Here is a 20,046-nt window from a genome sequence, read left to right as displayed (position 1 = left end):
TTCAACTGCCCGGAACGCTTATCGCGGGCACGATGCGGTGAGCCGCCGTCGCTGCCCACCGCTTCGGCCTCCGGCTTTAGGGACTGCCGTCTGCGCGTGTGCGCTCCGCGTGCGCCCGGTGGCGCTTGCGCTTGTCGAGCTGATGGATGGTGGGGACATTGTCGTCAATGACATCGGCAAGTGCCGCGCCGCGCTCTCCTGCGGGGCGAGGTGGCCCGGCCGTCGTGTCACAGAAGGTCTGTCGTTCGATCTCGGCGTTGAGCAACGCACCCAGGAGGATGCCGTAGGCGGAAAGAAACAGCCACATGAGAAAGACGACGACGGCCGAGAGCGAACCGTAGGTGGCGTTGTAGTCGCTTATGTAGGCAACGTAGAGCGAGAAGCCAAACGAAACGGCCAGCCACAGAAGCGTGGCGAGCAGCGCACCCGGGATGAGCCATCGCCACTTGGCCGGCCTGCGATCCGGGCCGTAGCGCATGATAAGGGCGAAGCCGGCGCTGCCGAGCGCGATCGCGGCAGCCCAGGTGAGCCACTTGAAGAGGAACTGCGTCGATTCTCCGAGGAAGGTCGTGGTCTGCATCTGCAGCCACGCGAACACGACACCGGACAAGCCGCCCGTGATCGCCAGGAGGATCGCCGCCAGCGTGAGCCCGCCTGTACGCATGGTCAGCGCAAAGAGGTTACGGGTTTCGCGCTCCTCGTTGATGATGTTGAGGGCACTCACCATGCCCCCCGCCGCGCGCATGCCGCCATAGATGGCGAATACAAGGGCGATGATGAGAGCAAGACCGGTCACCCCGGAATTAGTGGAGATGATGCGCAGCAACTGTTCTTCAAGGAGCCGTGCAACGTCGGGCGGCACGACATCGACGAGGCTGGCGATCTGCTTACGTACCATTCCAACGTCCGCGACAAGTCCGTAGACCATGACAGTCGCCGCTATCAGGGGGGTCAAGGCAAGGAAGGTGTAGAAGGCGAGGCCTGCCGACAGCAGGCCAAGCTCATGGAAGCCGATCATGACCCAGACTCGCTTCAGCACCCGTGCCCAGGCCGCGCGGGGCATGTTCCAAGGAGCCTGTGCGTCGCTGCCCGGGACCGGCTTTGCCCCTCCCTTTGTGTCTGCGCCTTGTATGTTATTCATGGTTCCCCTGTGTGAACAAGGGAACTTTCGTTGTACTAAGGAGATACGCAAATTCAGGAGGGGCCGTTAAAGTCGGCCTGGAGAAGGGGTAATTCGCTGCAGTGTCCATGTTCAGGCTAATCAACCACCCGCCGTATCGTTCCAATCTTCGCCGGAACGGATGCGCGGCAGGCGCGGTGGCGGTGGTACTCATGCTTGCAGCTCAGTCGGGAGCGGCGCGCGCGCAAGCCGCGCCTGCTTCCCAGCCCGAGCAGATGGCCGGAACGCAGACTGCAAACGGAACAGGTGCGACGCTGGAAGCCGGCAACGTTCCCGTTCCCCCTCCACCCGCCACCTCGGCCCTGCCACAGGTGGAGCCAGTCATAACGGATGAGGAGTTCAATTCCTCGGTTCCCACTCTGGACGGATCCGGAGATCCCGAACTCGACAAACCGCTAGAGACGATTGAAGCGTTCGAACGGCGGCTGGCCGAACAGCAGGCCGACGCGGAGCCCACCGCCGGCCAGGCTCCTCCTGCCGGTGACCCGGCCCTTGCGGATCAGGATGCAGTGGAGGAAATCGGCGATACGCCCATTCGCGACGCCGAGCTTACTGCACCCCTGCCGCCCCTCGACCAATTTGAGATCACGCCGGTCCAGATTGCTGAAGAAGACGGTGAAGACACCGATCTGGAAGTCCGATACCGGGTCGATCTGAAGGGGCTCGAACTCGCGGACAACGAAACCGAGGCGAGCCTGGAGGATGAATTCGAATCCCTTTCCGCTCTGAAGGAAGGTGATGGAAAGGCGACGAATACCGCCATGATCTCCGCCAGACTGACTGAGGACAGCCAGCTCCTCGAAACAGTGCTGGCGGCGGAAGGGTGGTACAGTCCGGTCATCCGCACGCGGCTCGATCCCCCGGCGCAGGAAAGCGACAATGCGCTCAACGCGGTCATCCAGGTCAACCCGGGCAAGCGTTACGTGTTTTCCGACGTCATCGTGAACGCCGATCCTACAGTACCGCCCGATCTGATTGCCTCAAATTTCCCGCTCAAGATCGGAGAGCCGATCGTGGCCGAGCGGGTGCAGGGCGCCGAGGCCCGTGTAGCCGTTGCTCTGCCGGAGAATGGCTATCCCTTCGCCACCGTGGGACAGCGCGATATCCTTCTCGATCAGGATGACGGAACGGGCGTTTACACCCTTCCGGTTACCGTCGGGCCGCGAGGCCGCTTCGGCGGTTTCACCACGGACGGTGATCTGGCGTTCGGCGCGGATCACATCCAGGTTCTTGCACGCTTCAAACGCGGAGAGCTCTACGACAGCCGGAAGGTGGATGATCTTCGCAGGGCGCTGGTGGCGACCAGCTTGTTCTCGACCGTATCCGTGGAGGCGCAGAAGACGGGCGAACCCGTTGGAGACGGCACGGAGTACGTGACGCTTCACGTCAAGCAGGAGGCCGGGCCGCCGCGCACGATCGCGGGTTCCGTCGGCTACGCTGCGGGCGAGGGTATCACCGCTCAGGCCACCTGGACGCATCGCAACATGTTCCCGCCTGAAGGCGCGCTGATCGCCCACGCCATCGCCGGCACGCGGCAGCAGGGCGCGGGCGTGACGTTCCGCCGCTCCAACGCCGGCAAGCGCGACCGCACCTTTGAAGTGGTGGCAGAGGGGTTCCACAACGATTACGATGCGTACAGCGCCTACACCGGCCGCCTGGCGGCGCGCATCGCTCGCGATTCCACGCCTATCTGGCAGAAACGCTACACGTACGCGTTCGGTGTGGAACTCCTCGCCACCGCCGAAACGGATTACGATGCCGCGACTAACAGTCGCAAACGTCGGACCTATTATGTAGCGGGCCTTAATGGCCAGGTCGGCTTCGATACTTCAAATGATTTGTTGAACCCTACCAAGGGCTATCGGTTCACCGCGCTGGTGCAACCCGAAGCGACCGTGCGCGGCGGTTTCGATCCGTACGTGCGTGCGCGGCTGGATGCCTCCACTTACGTTCCGCTGGGCGACAACTTCGTGGTGGCGGGTCGGCTGCGTTTCGGCACGATCCAGGGCGCCGGCCTGTTCGATATCGCCCCATCACGTCGGCTCTATGCGGGCGGCGGCGGTTCGGTTCGCGGGTTCGCCTATCAGGCTCTTGGAGAACAGGCGCCGGACGGGAGCCCTGTCGGCGGCCGCAGTCTCAATGAAGGGTCGATCGAGGCACGCTACCGCTTCGGCAATTACGGAGTCGTCGCCTTCGTGGATGCGGGTCAGGCGTATCGGCAGACGACGCCTCAATTCAATGACCTGCGCTACGGCGTCGGCATCGGTGGGCGTTTCTATACCAACTTCGGGCCTATGCGTCTTGACGTCGCGACACCACTGAACCGCCGCGCGGGCGAATCACGCTTCAACATTTACGTGTCGATCGGGCAGGCGTTCTGATGGCTCACCAAGGGAACAGCGAGGGCATGGGGCCGAATACCGAAGCCGCAGATATCGAAATGGTGGAAGCACGTCCCTCGCGATGGCATCGTGTCAGGGTCCGGGCCGTCAAGACGCTGGCCTTCATCGTTCTTGGCGTCACTGCGTTCCTCGTAGCCCTCGTCCTCGGGATCAACACAGGGCCGGGGCGCCGTTTCGTAGCCGATCAGATCGCCGCGCTCGAATTCGAGAACGGGATGCGCATCTCGGTCGCGCGGATCGATGGGTCGCTGTATGGCAAGATGATTCTGCGGGGCCTTTCCGTCCGCGATCCGCGCGGCGAGTTCCTCTACTCCCCCGAAATCCACGTGGACTGGCGCCCGTTCGCCTATCTCGAAAACCACGTCGACGTACGCAGCGCGACAGCGCAGCGGGTGGTTCTGCGCCGCACGCCGCACTTCCGCGAAACGCCGCCCAGCGACGCTCCCCTGTTACCCGACCTCGACATCGACATCGGCGATCTTCGCATCGATCGCTTCATCGCTGAGGCGCCGGTTTCCGGTGAACGCCGCATCATGACCGTTGCCGGGCGGGCGCACATTGCGGACGGCCGGGCGCAGGTCAACGCGAAGGGCGGAACGATAGCGATCAACGGCAAGGGCGGGGGAGATCGCTTCACGGCGGTTCTCGATGCGGTGCCGGAGCGCAACCGCCTTGACCTCGATGTCGATCTTGATGCTCCTGCAGGCGGTCTCATCGCAGGTCTTGCCGGTTTCACGCAGGCTGTGAAGCTCGACCTGAGCGGCAAGGGCGACTGGGCAGCCTGGAACGGAAGCCTCAACGCCAACCTCGGCACGGGCGAACTCGCCCGGCTGGCCCTCACCGCGCGGAACGGGACTTTCGTGATCAAGGGCCCCACGCGGGTGGCCCGGCTTTTCACCGGGCCGACCGCCAACCTGCTGGGCCCGGTCACCAACATCGATCTTACCGCTGCCTTCGAACAGCGCCGCGCGAAGCTCTCGGGGATGCTTTCGAGTGATGCCTTCAACCTGACGCCAGAAGGGGTCGTAGACCTCGGAGAGAGCCGCTTTGACGACCTGCGGCTCGCTTTCGTCCTGCTGAAGCCTTCCGCGATTGCCGAGAACCTGAGCGGTGCGGGGCTCGCCGCGAACCTGGCGCTCGACGGCGCTTTCACCACGCCTACCGTCAACTACGAACTTGTGGCCCGACGGATCCTAATGAACGACATGGGTCTGGAGAACCTGTCTGCCAAGGGTGCCGCGAAAGTGGATGCGGAGCATATCATGATCCCGGTGGCTGCACGTGTCAGTCGGATCACCGGGCTCGATACCGTCGCCGGCGGCACTCTCGCGAATGTGACGCTGAATGGTGATCTGGCGATCGACGGCCCGCGCATCCTCTCGGACAACATGCACCTGCGTTCCGACCGCATCGATGCTGGGCTGATCCTGCTCGCTGACATGAGCAAGGGGCTCTACACCGGCGCTATCGACGGCAGGATCGACAATTATCGGCTCGACAGTGTCGGCATCTTCAACATCAGCACGAACATGGATCTCAAGACCGAGGGGCAGGGCTTCGCGCTGCAGGGTACCGTCCGTGCCCGCTCCACCCGGCTGCTGAACGAGAGCCTGCAGACCTACCTCGGCGGGAATTTCTCGGCCTCGTCCAACGTAAAGTACGGTTCGGATGGCGTCGTGCATTTCTCCGGTGTGCGCATGACTGCGCCTTTGCTGCGTGTGACGAGCGGACAGGGAAGCTGGTCACCCGACGGACGCATCGCGCTGGCGGCCAAAGGCAATTCCTCGCAGTATGGTGCGCTGGGGGTGCGCGTGACGGGGACCATCACCAACCCGGATGCCTACGTCACCGCTGAGCGGCCGGGCCTCGGCATCGGACTTGCCAATCTCGACGCCCGGATCAAGGGTGCTCCGGGAGGCTATCGCCTGAACGCGAAGGGTGACACCGACTACGGTCCGTTGCGGGCAGATGTGACCCTTGGCCTCGGCAGGACGACATCTGTCCAGATCAATAGCGCGAACCTGTCGGGCGTAGACTTCGCGGGTCGGATCGCACAGACGCCTGGCGGTCCGTTCGCCGGGCAGCTCACGGCCAACGGCAACGGCGTGGGCGGCCTGCTGCGGCTGGATGCCGAGGGCAAGTACCAGGCCGTGAACTTCAATCTGCGTGCGCGGAACGCCGTGTTTGATGGTCCCGCGAAGCTTGCGATAGGCTCGGCGATTATCGATGGACGAGCCATTCTGTACGACCAGCCCTACGTGGTTGCCGACGCGCAGATCGCGGGAACCAGCCTGGGCGCTGTCGATCTGGCAGCAGCCCGCGTCCTCGTGAACTATCGGGATGGGCGGGGTGCGGCAAAGGCACTTGTCGAAGGTGTGAGCGGTGTTCCGTTCCGTCTGGCTCTGAACGCGGACATGCAGCCGGAGCTCTGGCGCGTGGCCCTGCAGGGACGCGTGCGCGGCCTGGACGTACGGACATCGACGCCGGCCCGAATTATCCCCAAGGATGGCACTTACGAGCTTCTGCCGACGACGATCGCCTTCGGCGGCGGCAACGTGAAGCTGGCGGGAGAGTACGGTTCCGGTGTGAAGATCCAGAGCCGCATGGAGGGTGTTGATCTGGCCATCCTGAATGCCTTTGCTCCCGGCTACGGCATCGGTGGCAAGGTAAGCGGCAGCCTCGACTTCGAGCAGCCGACGTCGACCGCCTTCCCGCGCGCCGATGCTCGCCTCACTCTCACCAACTTCACCCGGACGAGTTCGTCGACGGTCAGCCAGGGCGTGGACGTCAACCTCGTCGGCAAACTGCTGGCCGATGGCGGCGAAGCGCGCGCCGTGTTCCGCCGGCGCGGCACGGTGATTGGACGCCTGGTCACGAGTCTTCGCCCGCTGCCTGCGGGGCAGGGCTCCTGGACTACCCGCTTGCTCGAAGCGCCTCTGGCAGGCGGCATTCGGTACAATGGTCCGGCTGAAACGCTCTTCTCCTTCGCGGGGCTTGCGGGGCAGACGCTGAATGGTCCGGTCGGTCTGGCGGCCGACTTCTCGTGCCGTGTGTCGGATCCGTGCATCAACGGCGTCGTTCAGGGCCGTGACGTGGTTTACGAAAACCAGGCTTACGGCACACGCCTTACGCGAATGGCATTCTCCGGCAAGTTCACCGGCAACTCGCTCGAACTGACATCCCTCACCGCGAGGGCGGGCGATGGCAGTGTCAGCGCAAGCGGCCGAGTGAGCCTTGCCGCCGATGCGGGCTACCCGATGGATCTGAGCGTCAAGCTAGACCGCGCCCGCCTCGCCCGCAGTGATGCCCTTTCGGCGACGGCGACAGGCGATCTTCGGCTGACGAAGGCTGCAGGTGCGCCCGCACTTCTGTCAGGCGAGATCCGACTGCCCGAAACCCGCTATCAGATCGTGCGCGAGGGCGCGGCGCAGGTGCCACGCTTAACCGGCGTTCGCTTCAAGCCGCTCAAGGGGCCAAAGCGCATCACGGGTGATGAACCGGCGCCAACTGCGGCCAGCGCCTTCGGTCTCATCCGTCTTGATATTCGCCTTCGCGCCCCGGAAAAGCTGTACGTGTCCGGCATGGGCCTGGAATCGGAGTGGAGCGCGGACTTCGAGGTGACCGGTACCAGCGCAGCGCCATCGGTCGGCGGCGAGGTAGAACTGGTACGGGGCACCCTGGGCTTCGCAGGACGCTCCTTCGAGCTGACGGACGGGCAGATATCGTTCACAGGCGGCCAGACGATCGATCCGACAGTCCAGATCACCGCGACCGAGGACATCGAGGACGTGACGGTCAACGTGAACGTCACTGGGCGCGCGATGAACCCGCAGATCGACTTCTCTTCCAGCCCGAGCTTGCCTGATGACGAAGTCCTGTCCCGAATTCTGTTCGGCAGTTCGATCGCCAATCTTTCGGCCCTGCAGGCAGTCCAGCTAGCGTCATCCCTCAACTCGCTGCGCGGCAGCGGAGGGGGCCTGAACCCGCTGGGTGAGCTGCGCTCTGCCGCCGGGATCGATCGGCTTCGCATCCTCGGCCCGGACGAGGCGAGCGGTCGTGGCACCGCAGTCGCGGCAGGTCAGTACCTGACGGACGATATCTACGTCGAGTTGATCACGGACGCCCGCGGCTTCACCGCCACACAGCTTGAGGTCAGCGTGACGAAGTGGCTCTCCGTGCTCAGCCAAGCCGGCGGCTCGGGCGTCAACAGCCTCAACGTGCGCATCAGGAAGGATTACTGATGCGCCGGGCTTGGCCTCTGGCGCTTGCGCTTGCCCTGCTTGGCGGGTGTAAGCGCGAGCCTACCTTCGACGAGCGCTACGACGCAGCCAGCAAGACAATCGTGTCTCGTGCAAAGCAGATCGACGCCGAAGTCGCCGCCACGGGCGCGCCGACACAGGCAGTCGATCCTGCCGGCGAGGAACCCGTTGACGAACTCTGAAGCAGGCCTAACTTGAGAGGTGCCGCAGGGGGCGTGGCCGGGGCAAAGGGGCTTCATGATACTGGAAGGCAGCGATCACCGGCAGACGGTGCGTGGACCGGTGCTGCTTCAGGCGCGATGCCGCAAGTCCAGCTGGAGCGTCTTCCCAGTGGAGCTGGGCAACATCTCGAATGGTGGCTGCAGCATCTTCGGCAAGACGGACAAGCTGGCAGTGGATGAGATGGTTCAGCTGACGTTCGCCAGTCTCAAAGGTATCGTGGCGGACGTACGTTGGCTGGGCAGCAACCAGGCGGGCATGGAATTTCGTGATCCGCTCGAAGACGACGTCGTTGAGGAGTTGCGGCGGACATACGGCCTCGTCAGCCGCTAAGGCTCAGGCAGGGCCGGCCCGATCCTCAATCACGTCATCGTGACGTGAACCTTGGTCTCCTGGTTGTCGGATCGCAGACGGTCCAATGTTCCCGGTAGATCGGCAAGGGGCACACAGCTCGTTACGATCGTCTTCGGGTCGACGTGACCTTTGTCCATCTGATCGGCTATATAGAGAAACTCCTTCATGGAGTATCCGACCAAGAACTGCAGGTTCACGCACTTGTAAGCGGCCAGCGCCGGTATCATCATGTCGGGCCTGGTGCAGAAGCCCAGCGAAACGACGCGGCCGAACGGCCCCGCGTGCAGGATGGCTTTGGCAAGCATTCCCTCCGCTCCGGCACATTCGAACACTACGTCCGCCGTTCCTCCCAACTTTTCAGCAACTTCGGCGACGTCCTTGTCACCATAGGTGACGAAGTGATCAGCGCCCATCTGCAGCACGAGGGATGCGCGCCTCTCTGATCGTGAGAGCACGACGATCCGGCCGGCGCCAAGACGTCTAGCCCAATAGATCGCATAAAGCGCGACGGTGCCAGCCCCCAGCACAACCACGTTGTCTCCGGGCTGCAGCCGTGCATGCCTGACGCCGTAGAGGCTTATCGCCAGAGGTTCGATCAGCGCCCCGTCCGTAAGTGAGAGCACCGAAGGCAGCTTGACCGCGAGCGATTCGGGAACCCGGGCAAACTCGGCAAAGCCGTGCATCAGGCTGCCTTCGGCGGCTTGGCACAAGACGTTGTTCTGGTGTGCGCAGCCAGGGCAATGACCGCAAGCGACTGACGGGAGAACGGCTATTCGGTCGCCCACGGCAAGTCTTGAAACAGCGCGGCCGAGAGCGACGACTTCGCCCGCGTACTCGTGCCCGAACTGCGATCCGGGGGCGAAGTCCCATGCACCACCCTTCGTCATCGACAGATCGGTGCCGCAAATGCCACAACGCGCCACCCTGATCAGCACTTCGCCCGGGCCGGGAGCAGGGTCGGGCAGACTTTCTATGAGGACGGGCGCTCCGTGTCCCGGATAGATAGCTGCTTTCATGCCTGCTCCCCCGCTTCAATGTCACGACGGCATGGTTCTTGCGTTCGCTGCAGAGGGCCCACTGGCGACAAACCCGCTTCACGTCCGTTCAGCGTTGACGCGTCATGATCGTCTTAGCACTAACCGAGTTCAAGCTGATAGTATATACTATCTTCACGGGGGCGGCAGTGACACGCGGTAAGGTGCCTGCCTTTCAACTTCCCTCGCACGGGTTTCCCTTGGGCTGGGTGGAGGCAATCTTCCCGATTTCGTCCCACTGCCTCACGGTAGAGACTGACCACGAAGCGCAGAAGGTGAGCCAAAGGTCCAGCGCGATCTGCCGAACGGTAGGTCGAGAAGCGCAGGACTATTCCCCAGCGGCAACCTGGGGCAATCCTTCCCGCTCAACCTAGCGACGATTTATCGATCGGGGAAAAGGTGGTGGACGCACTTGGGCTCGAACCAAGGACCCGCTGATTAAGAGTCAGCTGCTCTACCAACTGAGCTATGCGTCCACACCGGCCTGATGCCGTGCCGGGCCTTGGTGTCGCCCGGTGAGGGCCCTCTAGATTCCACTCGCCTTTCACGCAAGGCTGGTTGAACCGCAAAGAGGGATTTATCCACAGCTCGTATGGCGAAAAGGGCAGAAAGGAAGGCGCGGCGGAAATGGAATCGTGACAGAATCTGCGGATCTGAACGAATTGCTGCAGTGAAACAACAACGGGCAGTTATCACACCCGAAGGCCGCCCAGGGCGGAGACGGATCTGATCCTGCTGTAGATTTCGAAGGGGGTAAAGAGGATGGTGGACGCACTTGGGCTCGAACCAAGGACCCGCTGATTAAGAGTCAGCTGCTCTACCAACTGAGCTATGCGTCCACGCTACCTGTCCTCGTAGGGCCTTGCGGCCCCGCCGATTCGGCGGCGGAGACGTCCCTATACAGAGGGTTTTTCAGTTTGGAAGCCCTAAGTGCGAAAAAAGATCACCTGAAGGATCCACGATCGCGATTCCAGCGGTGAACGGCCATGATGGTGCCCAGGCAGATCATGTTGGTGAGCATCGAAGTGCCGCCATGGCTCATGAACGGGAGGGGAATGCCCACAACCGGCGCCAGCCCCATGACCATCATCAGGTTGATCATGACGTAGAAGAACATGGTGGCCGTCATGCCGGCCGCGAGAAGGGAGGAGAAGCGATCGGGCGCCTGGCGAGCGACCCGCATGCCCCAGCCGAGAACCATTGCGAAAACGAACAGCACGAAGAGCCCGCCAGCAAGCCCCCACTCCTCCGACATCGTCGCGAACACAAAGTCGGTGTGCGGCTCAGGCAGGTACTGGAGGTGACTTTGCGTGCCGTTGCCAAAGCCTTTGCCGAAAATGCCACCCGATCCGATCGCTATCTTCGACTGGGTGATGTGGTACCCCGTTCCCAACGGATCGGCTTCCGGATCAAGAAACGTCAGGACGCGATTGCGCTGGTATTCGTGGAGCAGGGTGAAGAAGGCGATGGGAGCGATGATGACAAGTGCCCCTCCCGCGCTGAGGAACCACCATAGCGGCAGCCCGGCTAGGAACATTGTTACCACACCCCCGAAGCAGACGGCCGTTGCAGTCCCGAGATCAGGCTGAATGAGGACGAACAGGGCAGGCAGCCCGATCAGGACAGCGGCCGGCACCAGGCCGCGCCAACTGGCCGTCATCGAGTGGGGGAGAGTCTCATAGAAGCGAGCAAGCACCAGCACGATTGCCGGCTTCATCAGTTCTGATGGCTGGAGCGTCATGAAGCCAAGGTTGAGCCAGCGCTGACTGCCTCCTCCAACAGCGCCGATCAGTTCAACCAGCACCAGCAGGACCAGAATAAGCGCATAGACAGGGTAGGCGGCCAGTCGGAACAGGTTCCGGCTCATGCGCGAGATGACGATAGCCATCACCATGAACACGCAGAAGCGGACCACGTGACTCAGGGCATAAGGCTGCAGCTTTCCGCCGGCTGCGGAGTAAAGGACCGCCGCGCCGAGGCCGACCAACGCAAACAGCGGGATCAGCATGGACCATGGCTGCCGCGAAACGGCCTCGGGAACGATCGAGCGGTTCATGGCGTCTGTCCTGCAGCGGCGGGCGCCGCGGGCGCTGAGGAGGCCGAAGCCGGACTGGAAGCGGCAGCCTCGGGTTCGGGAGCGGGTGACTGCGCCTCGCTGATGGGCTGACGCGGATCGTCGCCCTGCGGCAATCCCTGAAATTTTCGCCGCTCTTCCTCTGGAGATACCTTGGGCGCGCCAACCCCGTATTCGGCCGAATAGGCGCGAAAGCGCGCGTCCAGCCGTTCCTTAGCGGTACCGCCCCACTTCTTCTCAAGCTCGGTCAGCTTTGTCATTCCGAGTTCGCGATCGAAGATGTAGGTCAGGACGTCGCGTGCAATCGGGTAGGCTGCACCGGAGCCACCACCGTGTTCGACCACCACCGAGCAGGCATAGCGGGGATTTTCGGCGGGAGCAAAGCAGATGAAGTGCCCATGGTCGCGGTGCTTCCACAAGCCGCCCTTGCCGTTGCTGATATGCAGCCCGACGACCTGAGCCGTGCCGGTTTTCCCCGCCAGCTTGATGTCAGGAAAAGGCAGCTTGGAGTTCGGAGCCGAACCCGGCCCGTTAGCCACGTCCGACATCGCTCGGCGTACGTACGCCAGATGCTCCTCGGGAACTCCCAGGGAGGGGACCGCATCCTGCTGATGCCCGTGGATGAGGCGGGGCATGATGATACGGCCGCTTGCAATGCGGGACGCCTGGACCGCCTGCTGGAGGGGGTTAACCAGGAAATAGCCCTGGCCGATCGTCGCGTTGACGGTATCGAAGGTTTGCCATTCCTTCTTGTATTTCCGCAGCTTCCAGGCGGGGTCTGGCACCGTGCCGTAAGACTGCCCGGCGACCGGCAACTCGAACTCCGCGCCAAGTCCAAGCCGGTGCGCCATTGCCGCGATGGGATCCATTCCGATCCGTTGTGCGAAGTGGTAGAAGTAGACGTCGCAGCTCTGATAGATGCCTTTGGCCATGTTGACCTGGCCATGGCCCCGCCGGTTCCAGCAGTGGAACACGCGATTGCCGACACGAAGTCCGCCGCCGCAGAAGACGCTTTCATCGGGATCCAGACCGGCTTCCATGAACGCAAGACCGACCATCGGCTTAACGGTGGAACCCGGCGGATACAGTCCGCGCAGAACCTTGTTCCGCAGAGGAACATGATCGTCGTCGGACAGCATCTTCCATTCGAGGCGGCCGATGCCGTCGGAAAAGCTGTTGGGGTCGAAGCTCGGCATCGAGGCCATGGCGAGGAGGTCGCCGGTCCGGCAGTCCATCACGACGACGGCTGCGGACTCCGGACCGATGCGGCGGGCGGCATAGTCCTGAATGTCCGCATCGATGGTAAGCTTGATCGTCTTTCCCGGTACGTCTTCGCGGGTGTCGAGATCGCGGACAATGCGTCCTGACGCTGTGACCTCCACCCGACGGGCCCCCGGCTTGCCGCGCAGATCCTTTTCGAAGAACTTTTCGAGAGAATCCTTGCCCACCTTGTAGCCAGGCGTGATGAGAACGGGATCACGATCCTTCTCGAACTCTTCGGCCGATGCGGCGCCGACATACCCGATCAGATGGCCGACCGAAGGCCCTGTGGGATAATAGCGCGAATACCCACGCTGCGTCACCACGCCGGGAAGGTCAGGCAAGCGCACGCTGACGGCTGCGAAGCGCTCCCAGTCGAGCCGGGAGGCGACTTCGACCGCCGCAAACCCTCGTGCGCGCTCAAGCTTGTCCTCAAGATCCTGCATGGCGATCGGACCGAGCGAAAGCAGCCGGCCAAGCTCCGCGATTGTCCGGGCAGGATCCCTCATCCTTTCAGGAATGATGTCCACGCGAAAATCCGCTCTGTTCGAGGCGAGCGGGCGACCGTTGCGGTCGAGTATCCAGCCACGCCGGGGCGGTATGAGGGAAAGATTGACGCGATTGCTCTCGGCCTGAAGCTTGTACTTCTCGTTTTCGAACACCGAAAGATAAGCCATGCGGGTTGCCAGAAGACAGCCGACGCCACCCTGGATGGCACCCAAGACCACGGAGCGGCGATCGAAACTGTTGCGCAGGGTCCCCGCCGTAACGTGGGGGGGACGCAGCAGGCGCCGGAAATCAAACTTCATCGCATGTCCACAAAGGGCGTCAGCCGAACACGGTCCATCAGGGCCACGAAGCGCCCTACAAGCGGATAGCACATAACGGAGATGACAATCTGTGGCATGGTCGCGCGGACAGGTACGGAGGCGCCGGCAAGGTTGGAGATGCCCAGGCACAGGACGATATAGCCCACGATCAGTCCTATTGCCACCAGCCACTCCGTTAGGAAGTTGCGCCAGGGCAGACGGTTCTCCACGTCGTTGAGAACGATTGCAGCCAGCGACCAGAGGAGGACGGCCGTTCCATAAGGGGAGCCGGAGAAGAGATCCTCGAAGAGTCCGAGCGGGAGGCCGGCCCACATCGGCAGCAAACCGGGACGGACCTGCCGCCACGCAAGAAAGATGAGAAAACCAAGCGGCGGAAGAACTGGCGCCGAGGCGATCAGAAGCCAGTTCGGCACGAGGCTTCCAAGCATGACGATGAACCAGGGCAACCCGCTCGCGATGATGCGGGAAGGCTTGCGGTTGATCCTCTGCCGCACCACCGTATCGTTGCCGGACAGCAGCGTCATGATCAGGATTCCCCGGCTTCGATCGCAGCCGGCGGTGGTGGTGGGGCAGGGGCCCAGGCGCGTTCGACCACAACATAGTCGGTGTTGGACGGATTGCTGAGGACGCGCGCTATGGCGCCGTCCCGCAACAGTTCGGTGACGATGGCAAGCGGGGTGCCCGGACGATAGAGGCCGCCCGATCCTGAGGTCACCATCACATCGCCTTTGCGCAGAGGGTTGATCCCCAGATTGACGAGGCGGATGCGGATCGTGCCGTCACCGTTGCCCTGTGCGAAGGCCGGAACCCCGTCTTGCGAACGACGGACGGGCACCACGCTTTCGGTATCGGTGATGAGAAGCACGCGGGCGCTGGAGAGGCCAACTTCGAGCACTCGTCCTACGAGACCCATTTGCGAACGCACGGGCATGCCCTTGGCAACGCCCCTGTCGCTGCCGGCACCGAGGATCGCGAAGCGCCGGGGACTGGATCCGGTTGAACTTACCAGGCGCGAATAGGCGATTGTCTGCCCTTCGTCCTCCTGGAGATCGAGCAGTTGCTTGAGCCTCTTGTTCTCAGCTTCGGTCGCCTGGGCTTGAACCAGACGCACCTTGGCCTCCACCAGTTCGCGCCGCAGGCGGGCGTTCTCACGGCCCGACTGGAAAAATCCGCCGATTTCCTCGACGAAACTCCGGGCGGTGTGTCGGGTACCTGCTGCTGCCTGCGCCGGTGATTCGGTAAGATCCGCAGCCGCGCTGCGCAGGGTCGCAAAAGCGTCCGGATTGACGATCGAGACCACAAGCAGTCCAAGCCCCACCACCGCGCCCATCACGCCGGCCGTGTACTGGAAGAACGTCGAATACTGCGCCCTGCGCGAAAAGCCGGAGCGCCGATTTGCTGGCGGTGCCATGCGCCATGCACTCCTGTCATACTCACGCGGCGGCTTATTCTAGCGGATCCGCCGCGCTCCTCTGGAAGCAGGATCGGCGCTTGGCTCGAACCTGCTTTCGCGATCAATCAGGCGGACATCAGGACGCCGCGATAGACCGGGTCCTCCATCGCGCGGCCGGTGCCGAGCGCCACGCAAGACAGCGGATCTTCGGCGACACTGACCGGAAGTCCGGTTTCCTCGCGCAGATAATCGTCGAGGCCCTGGATCAGGGCGCCGCCGCCAGTCAGCACAATGCCCTGGTCGACGATATCGGCTGCCAGTTCAGGTGCGGTGTTCTCCAGCGCGATGCGGACGCCTTCGATGATGGCACCGATCGGCTCTGCAAGCGCTTCGGCCACATTGGCCTGGGTAATGGTGATTTCCTTGGGCACGCCGTTGACGAGGTCACGCCCCTTGATGTGGATCGTCTCGCCGATGCCGTCCGCCGGCATCACGGCAATGCCGTAGTCCTTCTTGATCCGTTCCGCCGTCGCATCGCCGATGAGCAGGTTGTGATGGCGGCGCACATAGGAGACGATCGATTCGTCCATCTTATCCCCGCCGACGCGAACCGACGTCGTGTAGGCAAGGCCGCGCAGTGAGAGCACCGCTACTTCGGTCGTTCCGCCGCCGATGTCCACCACCATCGAACCGACCGGCTCCGTGACCGGCATGTCTGCGCCGATAGCCGCCGCCATGGGCTCCAGGATCAGGTAGACCTGGCTTGCACCGGCGTTGCTGGCTGCGTCCCGGATCGCGCGGCGTTCAACGGAAGTCGAGCCCGAAGGCACGCAGATCACAATCTCCGGATAGCGGAAGAGGTTCTTCTTGCCATGCACCTTGCGGATGAAGTGCTTGATCATCTCTTCCGCGATTTCGATGTCAGCGATCACGCCGTCGCGCAGCGGGCGGATGGCTTCGATGTTGTCGGGCGTCTTGCCCATCATCATCTTGGCGTCGTCACCGACAGCCTTGACCTTTTTCACGCCGTTCATCGTTTCGATGGCAACGACCGACGGTTCGTTGAGTACAATTCCGCGATCCTGCACGTAGACCAGCGTATTGGCCGTGCCGAGGTCGATTGCCATGTTCTGGGAGCCGAGTTTGAAGAATCGCGAAAAAGGGCCGGCCATCTAAAATCCGTTTCTTTCCAATCGGTTGTCGAATCACCCTCGACAGCAGCGACCGGGGGTTGCGGGTGAGAGCGCTCCCCTTAGCCGATCGATTCGCGAAACGCCAAAATTTTGTTCCCGATTCCGGGGGGAAACGAGGCGTGCCCGTCTCGAATAAGCGGCACTTCGTCGCTAGTCTCGGAGATCACCGCTCCAGCCGCTTTAACCGCCTGAACAAGCGATATAGCCGAGATCTCCATGCCTACGATCCGACGCCTGCCCGAACATCTGGTCAACCGCATCGCTGCCGGCGAAGTGGTCGAGCGACCGGCGTCCGCTCTCAAGGAGCTGGTGGAAAACGCCATCGATGCGGGTGCCACTGCCATCACGGTCCGCGTCGGGGGCGGAGGGCTGGACATGATTGAGGTGACGGACGACGGTTGCGGCATGCGCCCGGATGAAATCGCACTTGCTCTGGAGCGTCATGCGACGTCGAAGTTACCCGACGAAGCCATTGAACAGGTTGCAACTCTGGGTTTCCGTGGCGAGGCGCTGCCCTCGATCGGCTCGGTTGCGCGGCTCACCATCGAAAGCCGGCCGCATGGTGCAGACGAAGGTTGGAAGCGGGTAATCGATCATGGTTCTGTCGCCGGCGATGCCCCTGCCGCCCTGCCGCCCGGCACCCGCATTCGGGTGGAGGATCTCTTCGGGAAGGTGCCGGCCCGGCGCAAGTTCCTGCGTTCGCCGCGATCGGAGTATGCCGTCTGTCTCGACGTGGTGCGCCGGCTGGCGATGGCGCGACCGGACGTGGGTTTCGTCATGGAGCATGACGGGCGACGGGTGCTTGCTGTCCAGCCGCGCGAGGAATTGGCCGCGCGCGTCGCGCGCCTCGTGGCGCGCGAGTTGGCTGAAGATGGGGTCGTGATCGAGGCTGAGCGTGGGACTGCGCGTCTCACCGGCGTCGCGGGCCTTCCCACATACAACCGCGGGGTTGCCGACCATCAGTACCTCTTCGTGAACGGTAGACCCGTGCGCGACAAGCTGCTGGTTGGCGCCGTGCGCGGGGCCTACTCGGACATGCTCGCGCGCGATCGCCATGCCGTGCTCGCCCTGTTCCTCGAACTCCCTCCCGAGGAGGTCGACGTCAACGTGCATCCGGCCAAGACCGAGGTGCGCTTCCGCGACCCGGCTTTCATACGAGGCTTCCTTGTAGGGGCGCTGCGCCATGCCCTGGAGGGAGCAGGGCAGAAGAGCGCTCAGCGGGCACAGTCGTCGGCCATAAACATGTGGCAGGTCGAGCCGGTGGCGGCGCCGCTCCGGCCCCCGCCCTCGCTAGGTTCACTGTTCACGCGTGAATACGGTGGAAGCGCAGCCGGCACCGCGGCGCCTCGCGTGGCGGAGACCCCGGCGGTCTGGCGTGCCTATGAGGCCGAAGTTATGGCGCAGCCCTCCGGAAGAGCAGAGGCGGCCGTCGAGCAGACGGAGGAGGGCCTACGCTATCCGCTTGGCGTCGCGCGGGGGCAGGTGGCCGGGACATACATCGTCGCCGAGGCCGACGACGGGCTCGTGATCGTCGATCAGCACGCGGCGCACGAGCGCCTGGTGCTGGAAAAGCTGAAGGCGGCCGGGGCAGAGGACGCGATGAACCGGTCGCAGGCGCTGCTTCTGCCCGAAGTAGTCGAACTGGAGGAAGCCGCATGCGACGCTCTGGAAGACAAGGTTGAGGCACTCGCCCGTCATGGCCTCCTGCTGGAGCGCTTTGGCCCTGCTGCCGTGCTCGTGCGGGCTGTGCCTTCCGTGCTTTCCCGGAGCGACGTGACCGCCCTGGTCCGCGATGTCGCCGATGATCTCGCCCGAAACGGGGATGCCTTGCTGCTGGGAGAGAAGCTCGATCTCGTGCTGGCGACGATGGCGTGCCACGGTTCCGTCCGCGCCGGTCGCACCCTCTCAGTTGCGGAGATGAACGCGCTGCTCCGGGAAATGGAACGGACCCCTCGGTCGGGTCAATGCAACCATGGACGGCCCACATGGGTGAAGTTGGCGCACAGCGATATTGAGAAGTTATTCGGTCGAAAGTGAGGCCGTTTGCCGTGGCTGCTGGCGCGCCATGGCAAACGTCTCGTTACGATCTGCGTGCGAGAGCAGCGGGGCGCCTTGCTTGGATAGGCGCTCGCCGCTTAACTGGTCACATGAGAATCATAACGGGGGCGGCAGGGGCCGCAGCAGTGATCCTGACGCTTACCGGCGCGACGGACGGCACTAACTGGGCGGCCGCTCTCCGACAGGACGCCCAAGCTTTCCACGCTGACATAGCGGCAAACCATCCAGGTGTGACAGACGTCGCCAATCCGCAATTCGCCGGCCAGAATGACCGGGAACTCGCGCTTGCGATGCGGCGCGCCGACCAGACACGTGATTTTGCAGGCTATTGGTTTGCAATGCGGGCCTATGCCGCGGCTTTTGATGACGGTCATCTCGACTTTGGCGGTGCTCGGGACAAAAAGTTACCCCAGCTAATCACGCGCTGGCCAGGATTTCTGACGAGTATCGCTTATGACGGCCGCCAGCGTGTGGTCACGCGGGCCACGTGGTCACCTCTTCCACTCGGTGCTGAGCTAATTGACTGTGATGGGAAGACTGCCGACGCGCTCGCAGCGGCTAATGTTGGGGAATTCAGCGGTCGTTGGTTTTTGGCAGCCACTCGCATGCAAGAAGGCGGAAGGTTGTTTGTCGATGAAGGCAATCCGTGGGTAAGTCGTCCCGCTACGTGTACCTTCCAGGTCGGCAGCAGGAGAACGCGGGTAAAGCTTACTTGGACGCCGATTGGGCCCGCTGAGCGCGATCGTCAGTTGGCCAGGACATTCAGTAGAGCCTCCGAACCGATTGGGATGCGGACGCTCCCGGACGGCACAGTCTGGCTGACGCTCAGCGACTTCAAAGCTGACCCGCAAGGCCCCGCTGCCAAGGCACTCGTGCCGCTGATCGCGCATTTGACCGCTGCTCCGGAAATTCTTCGCGACGCGCCCGCGATCGTGCTCGACCTGCGCGGTAATCATGGTGGTTCTTCGGACTGGAGCCGGCAACTGGCTCGTCTCGTCTGGGGCAAGGCTGCCGTGGACGCGGTCAACTTGGGCTCAGACGCGGTGGAATGGCGAGCATCGCGTGCAAACATAGCGACACTCAAGGAGTATGCCGCTGCGCTGGATGCATCCAGCACTAGCTCGCCGGAAATGCGCTCCTGGCTCCGAGAGACGATCACCGGCATGGAGTCTGCGCTGGCGGCGGGTAAGGCCATGTGGTCGAACGTCAGTGCACCCGAGGTAAGTTCCAGTCCGGCTGTCCCTGCCCCGGTTATTCGCCGGCCGGTGCTTATGATAACCGATCCCGGTTGCGGGTCGGCTTGTCTCGACGCTGCGGATCTGTGGCTCGCGCTGGGAGCCGTGCATGTCGGACAGGAGACGTCGGCAGACACGATCTACATGGACGCCCGCAAAGACGCTTTGCCAAGCGGTTTCGGGAGGGCAATAGTCCCGATGAAGGTCTACCGCGGTCGCAAGCGCGGCAGCAATGTGCCTTTGACCCCAACATACGTGTTCCGGGATTCGTTGGCCGATACCCCACGTCTTGAGCGTAGGGTGCAGGCCGTAATTCACGAGATCAGGGACCGGGCTAGCTAGGCTGATCGATGGAGCTGGTCTCCTCTCGCGGATCGGAACCCCGCTCCTAGCAATGAACGGAGACCGGAACGACGCATGGCAGCGAACGCATTCCCTCACCTGAAAGCGCTCAGGAAGAAACCCACCCGTTTTCGCCATCCCGGGCGGCGAGGGCTGCGCTCTATAGCGGCCCGTCCGGTGCTCGCCGCTCGGGAAGAAAACCGGCCTGACCGA

13 protein-coding genes and 2 tRNA genes are annotated in these 20,046 nt (G+C 63.1%); 6 read left to right on the top strand and 9 right to left on the bottom strand.

Annotation, left to right across the window (positions count from 1 at the left end; genetic code table 11):
- Positions 1 to 76: 76 nt before the first annotated feature.
- The gene (locus C2R25_RS14210) at positions 77 to 1,063 is read right to left on the bottom strand and encodes a YihY/virulence factor BrkB family protein (protein WP_233203995.1); all 987 of its coding nucleotides are present in this window, start codon (positions 1,061 to 1,063) and stop codon (positions 77 to 79) included.
- Between the two features lie 185 nt (positions 1,064 to 1,248).
- Between C2R25_RS14210 and C2R25_RS14205 the strand changes: the two genes are divergently transcribed.
- Genes C2R25_RS14205 through C2R25_RS14190 form a run of 4 tightly spaced genes read left to right on the top strand, consistent with a single transcriptional unit; the run spans position 1,249 to position 8,393 of the window.
- Complete coding sequence (locus C2R25_RS14205) at positions 1,249 to 3,561, top strand: autotransporter assembly complex family protein (protein ID WP_199183838.1); 2,313 nt, start codon at positions 1,249 to 1,251, stop codon at positions 3,559 to 3,561.
- A complete protein-coding gene (locus tag C2R25_RS14200) occupies positions 3,561 to 7,823 on the top strand; it encodes a translocation/assembly module TamB domain-containing protein (protein ID WP_233203994.1) in 4,263 nt (1,420 codons plus the stop codon). The genes C2R25_RS14205 and C2R25_RS14200 overlap by 1 nt, the downstream gene beginning before the upstream one ends.
- Positions 7,823 to 8,023 carry a hypothetical protein gene (locus C2R25_RS14195; protein ID WP_103729827.1) on the top strand — a complete coding sequence of 67 codons (201 nt, stop codon included), beginning with the start codon at positions 7,823 to 7,825 and terminating at the stop codon, positions 8,021 to 8,023. The genes C2R25_RS14200 and C2R25_RS14195 overlap by 1 nt, the downstream gene beginning before the upstream one ends.
- A gap of 55 nt (positions 8,024 to 8,078) precedes the next feature.
- Complete coding sequence (locus C2R25_RS14190) at positions 8,079 to 8,393, top strand: PilZ domain-containing protein (RefSeq protein ID WP_103729826.1); 315 nt, start codon at positions 8,079 to 8,081, stop codon at positions 8,391 to 8,393.
- Between the two features lie 29 nt (positions 8,394 to 8,422).
- On the opposite strand, the gene C2R25_RS14185 is transcribed toward C2R25_RS14190, so the two are convergent.
- The 8 genes from C2R25_RS14185 to C2R25_RS14150 all read right to left on the bottom strand — a co-directional run bounded on the left by C2R25_RS14185 (position 8,423) and on the right by C2R25_RS14150 (position 16,177).
- Positions 8,423 to 9,430, bottom strand: a complete 1,008-nt coding sequence (locus tag C2R25_RS14185; RefSeq protein WP_103729825.1) for an alcohol dehydrogenase catalytic domain-containing protein — start codon at positions 9,428 to 9,430, stop codon at positions 8,423 to 8,425.
- Positions 9,431 to 9,848: 418 nt separating this feature from the next.
- Positions 9,849 to 9,924 (bottom strand) — tRNA-Lys (locus C2R25_RS14180).
- A 287-nt stretch (positions 9,925 to 10,211) separates the two neighbouring features.
- Positions 10,212 to 10,287, bottom strand: a tRNA-Lys gene (locus tag C2R25_RS14175).
- Between the two features lie 104 nt (positions 10,288 to 10,391).
- Positions 10,392 to 11,504: a rod shape-determining protein RodA gene (rodA, locus tag C2R25_RS14170; protein WP_103729824.1), complete on the bottom strand. Its 1,113-nt coding sequence runs from the start codon at positions 11,502 to 11,504 to the stop codon at positions 10,392 to 10,394.
- Entirely contained in the window at positions 11,501 to 13,591 is a 2,091-nt protein-coding gene (gene mrdA / locus C2R25_RS14165; RefSeq protein ID WP_103729823.1) for a penicillin-binding protein 2, read from the bottom strand. The genes rodA and mrdA overlap by 4 nt, the downstream gene beginning before the upstream one ends.
- A complete protein-coding gene (gene mreD / locus C2R25_RS14160; RefSeq protein ID WP_103729822.1) occupies positions 13,588 to 14,136 on the bottom strand; it encodes a rod shape-determining protein MreD in 549 nt (182 codons plus the stop codon). Before mreD ends, mrdA begins: the two co-directional genes overlap by 4 nt.
- 2 nt (positions 14,137 to 14,138) lie before the next feature.
- Positions 14,139 to 15,023 carry a rod shape-determining protein MreC gene (mreC, locus tag C2R25_RS14155; RefSeq protein WP_103729821.1) on the bottom strand — a complete coding sequence of 295 codons (885 nt, stop codon included), beginning with the start codon at positions 15,021 to 15,023 and terminating at the stop codon, positions 14,139 to 14,141.
- A gap of 107 nt (positions 15,024 to 15,130) precedes the next feature.
- A complete protein-coding gene (locus C2R25_RS14150; RefSeq protein WP_103094580.1) occupies positions 15,131 to 16,177 on the bottom strand; it encodes a rod shape-determining protein in 1,047 nt (348 codons plus the stop codon).
- 237 nt (positions 16,178 to 16,414) lie between these two features.
- On the opposite strand from C2R25_RS14150, the gene mutL reads away from it, so the two are divergent.
- Positions 16,415 to 18,235, top strand: coding sequence for a DNA mismatch repair endonuclease MutL (gene mutL, locus C2R25_RS14145; RefSeq protein WP_103729820.1), 1,821 nt, complete (start codon positions 16,415 to 16,417; stop codon positions 18,233 to 18,235).
- 146 nt (positions 18,236 to 18,381) lie between these two features.
- Positions 18,382 to 19,833 (top strand): S41 family peptidase, encoded by a 1,452-nt coding sequence (locus C2R25_RS14140; protein ID WP_158250673.1) that lies wholly within the window; start codon positions 18,382 to 18,384, stop codon positions 19,831 to 19,833.
- Positions 19,834 to 20,046: the final 213 nt, after the last annotated feature.

Origin of the sequence: Novosphingobium sp. HII-3, assembly GCF_002916655.1 — a bacterium.
In the GTDB taxonomy this organism is placed as follows: domain Bacteria; phylum Pseudomonadota; class Alphaproteobacteria; order Sphingomonadales; family Sphingomonadaceae; genus Novosphingobium; species Novosphingobium panipatense.
The sequence above is the reverse complement of the archived record's forward strand: the minus strand, read 5'-3'. Positions and strand labels throughout refer to the sequence as shown.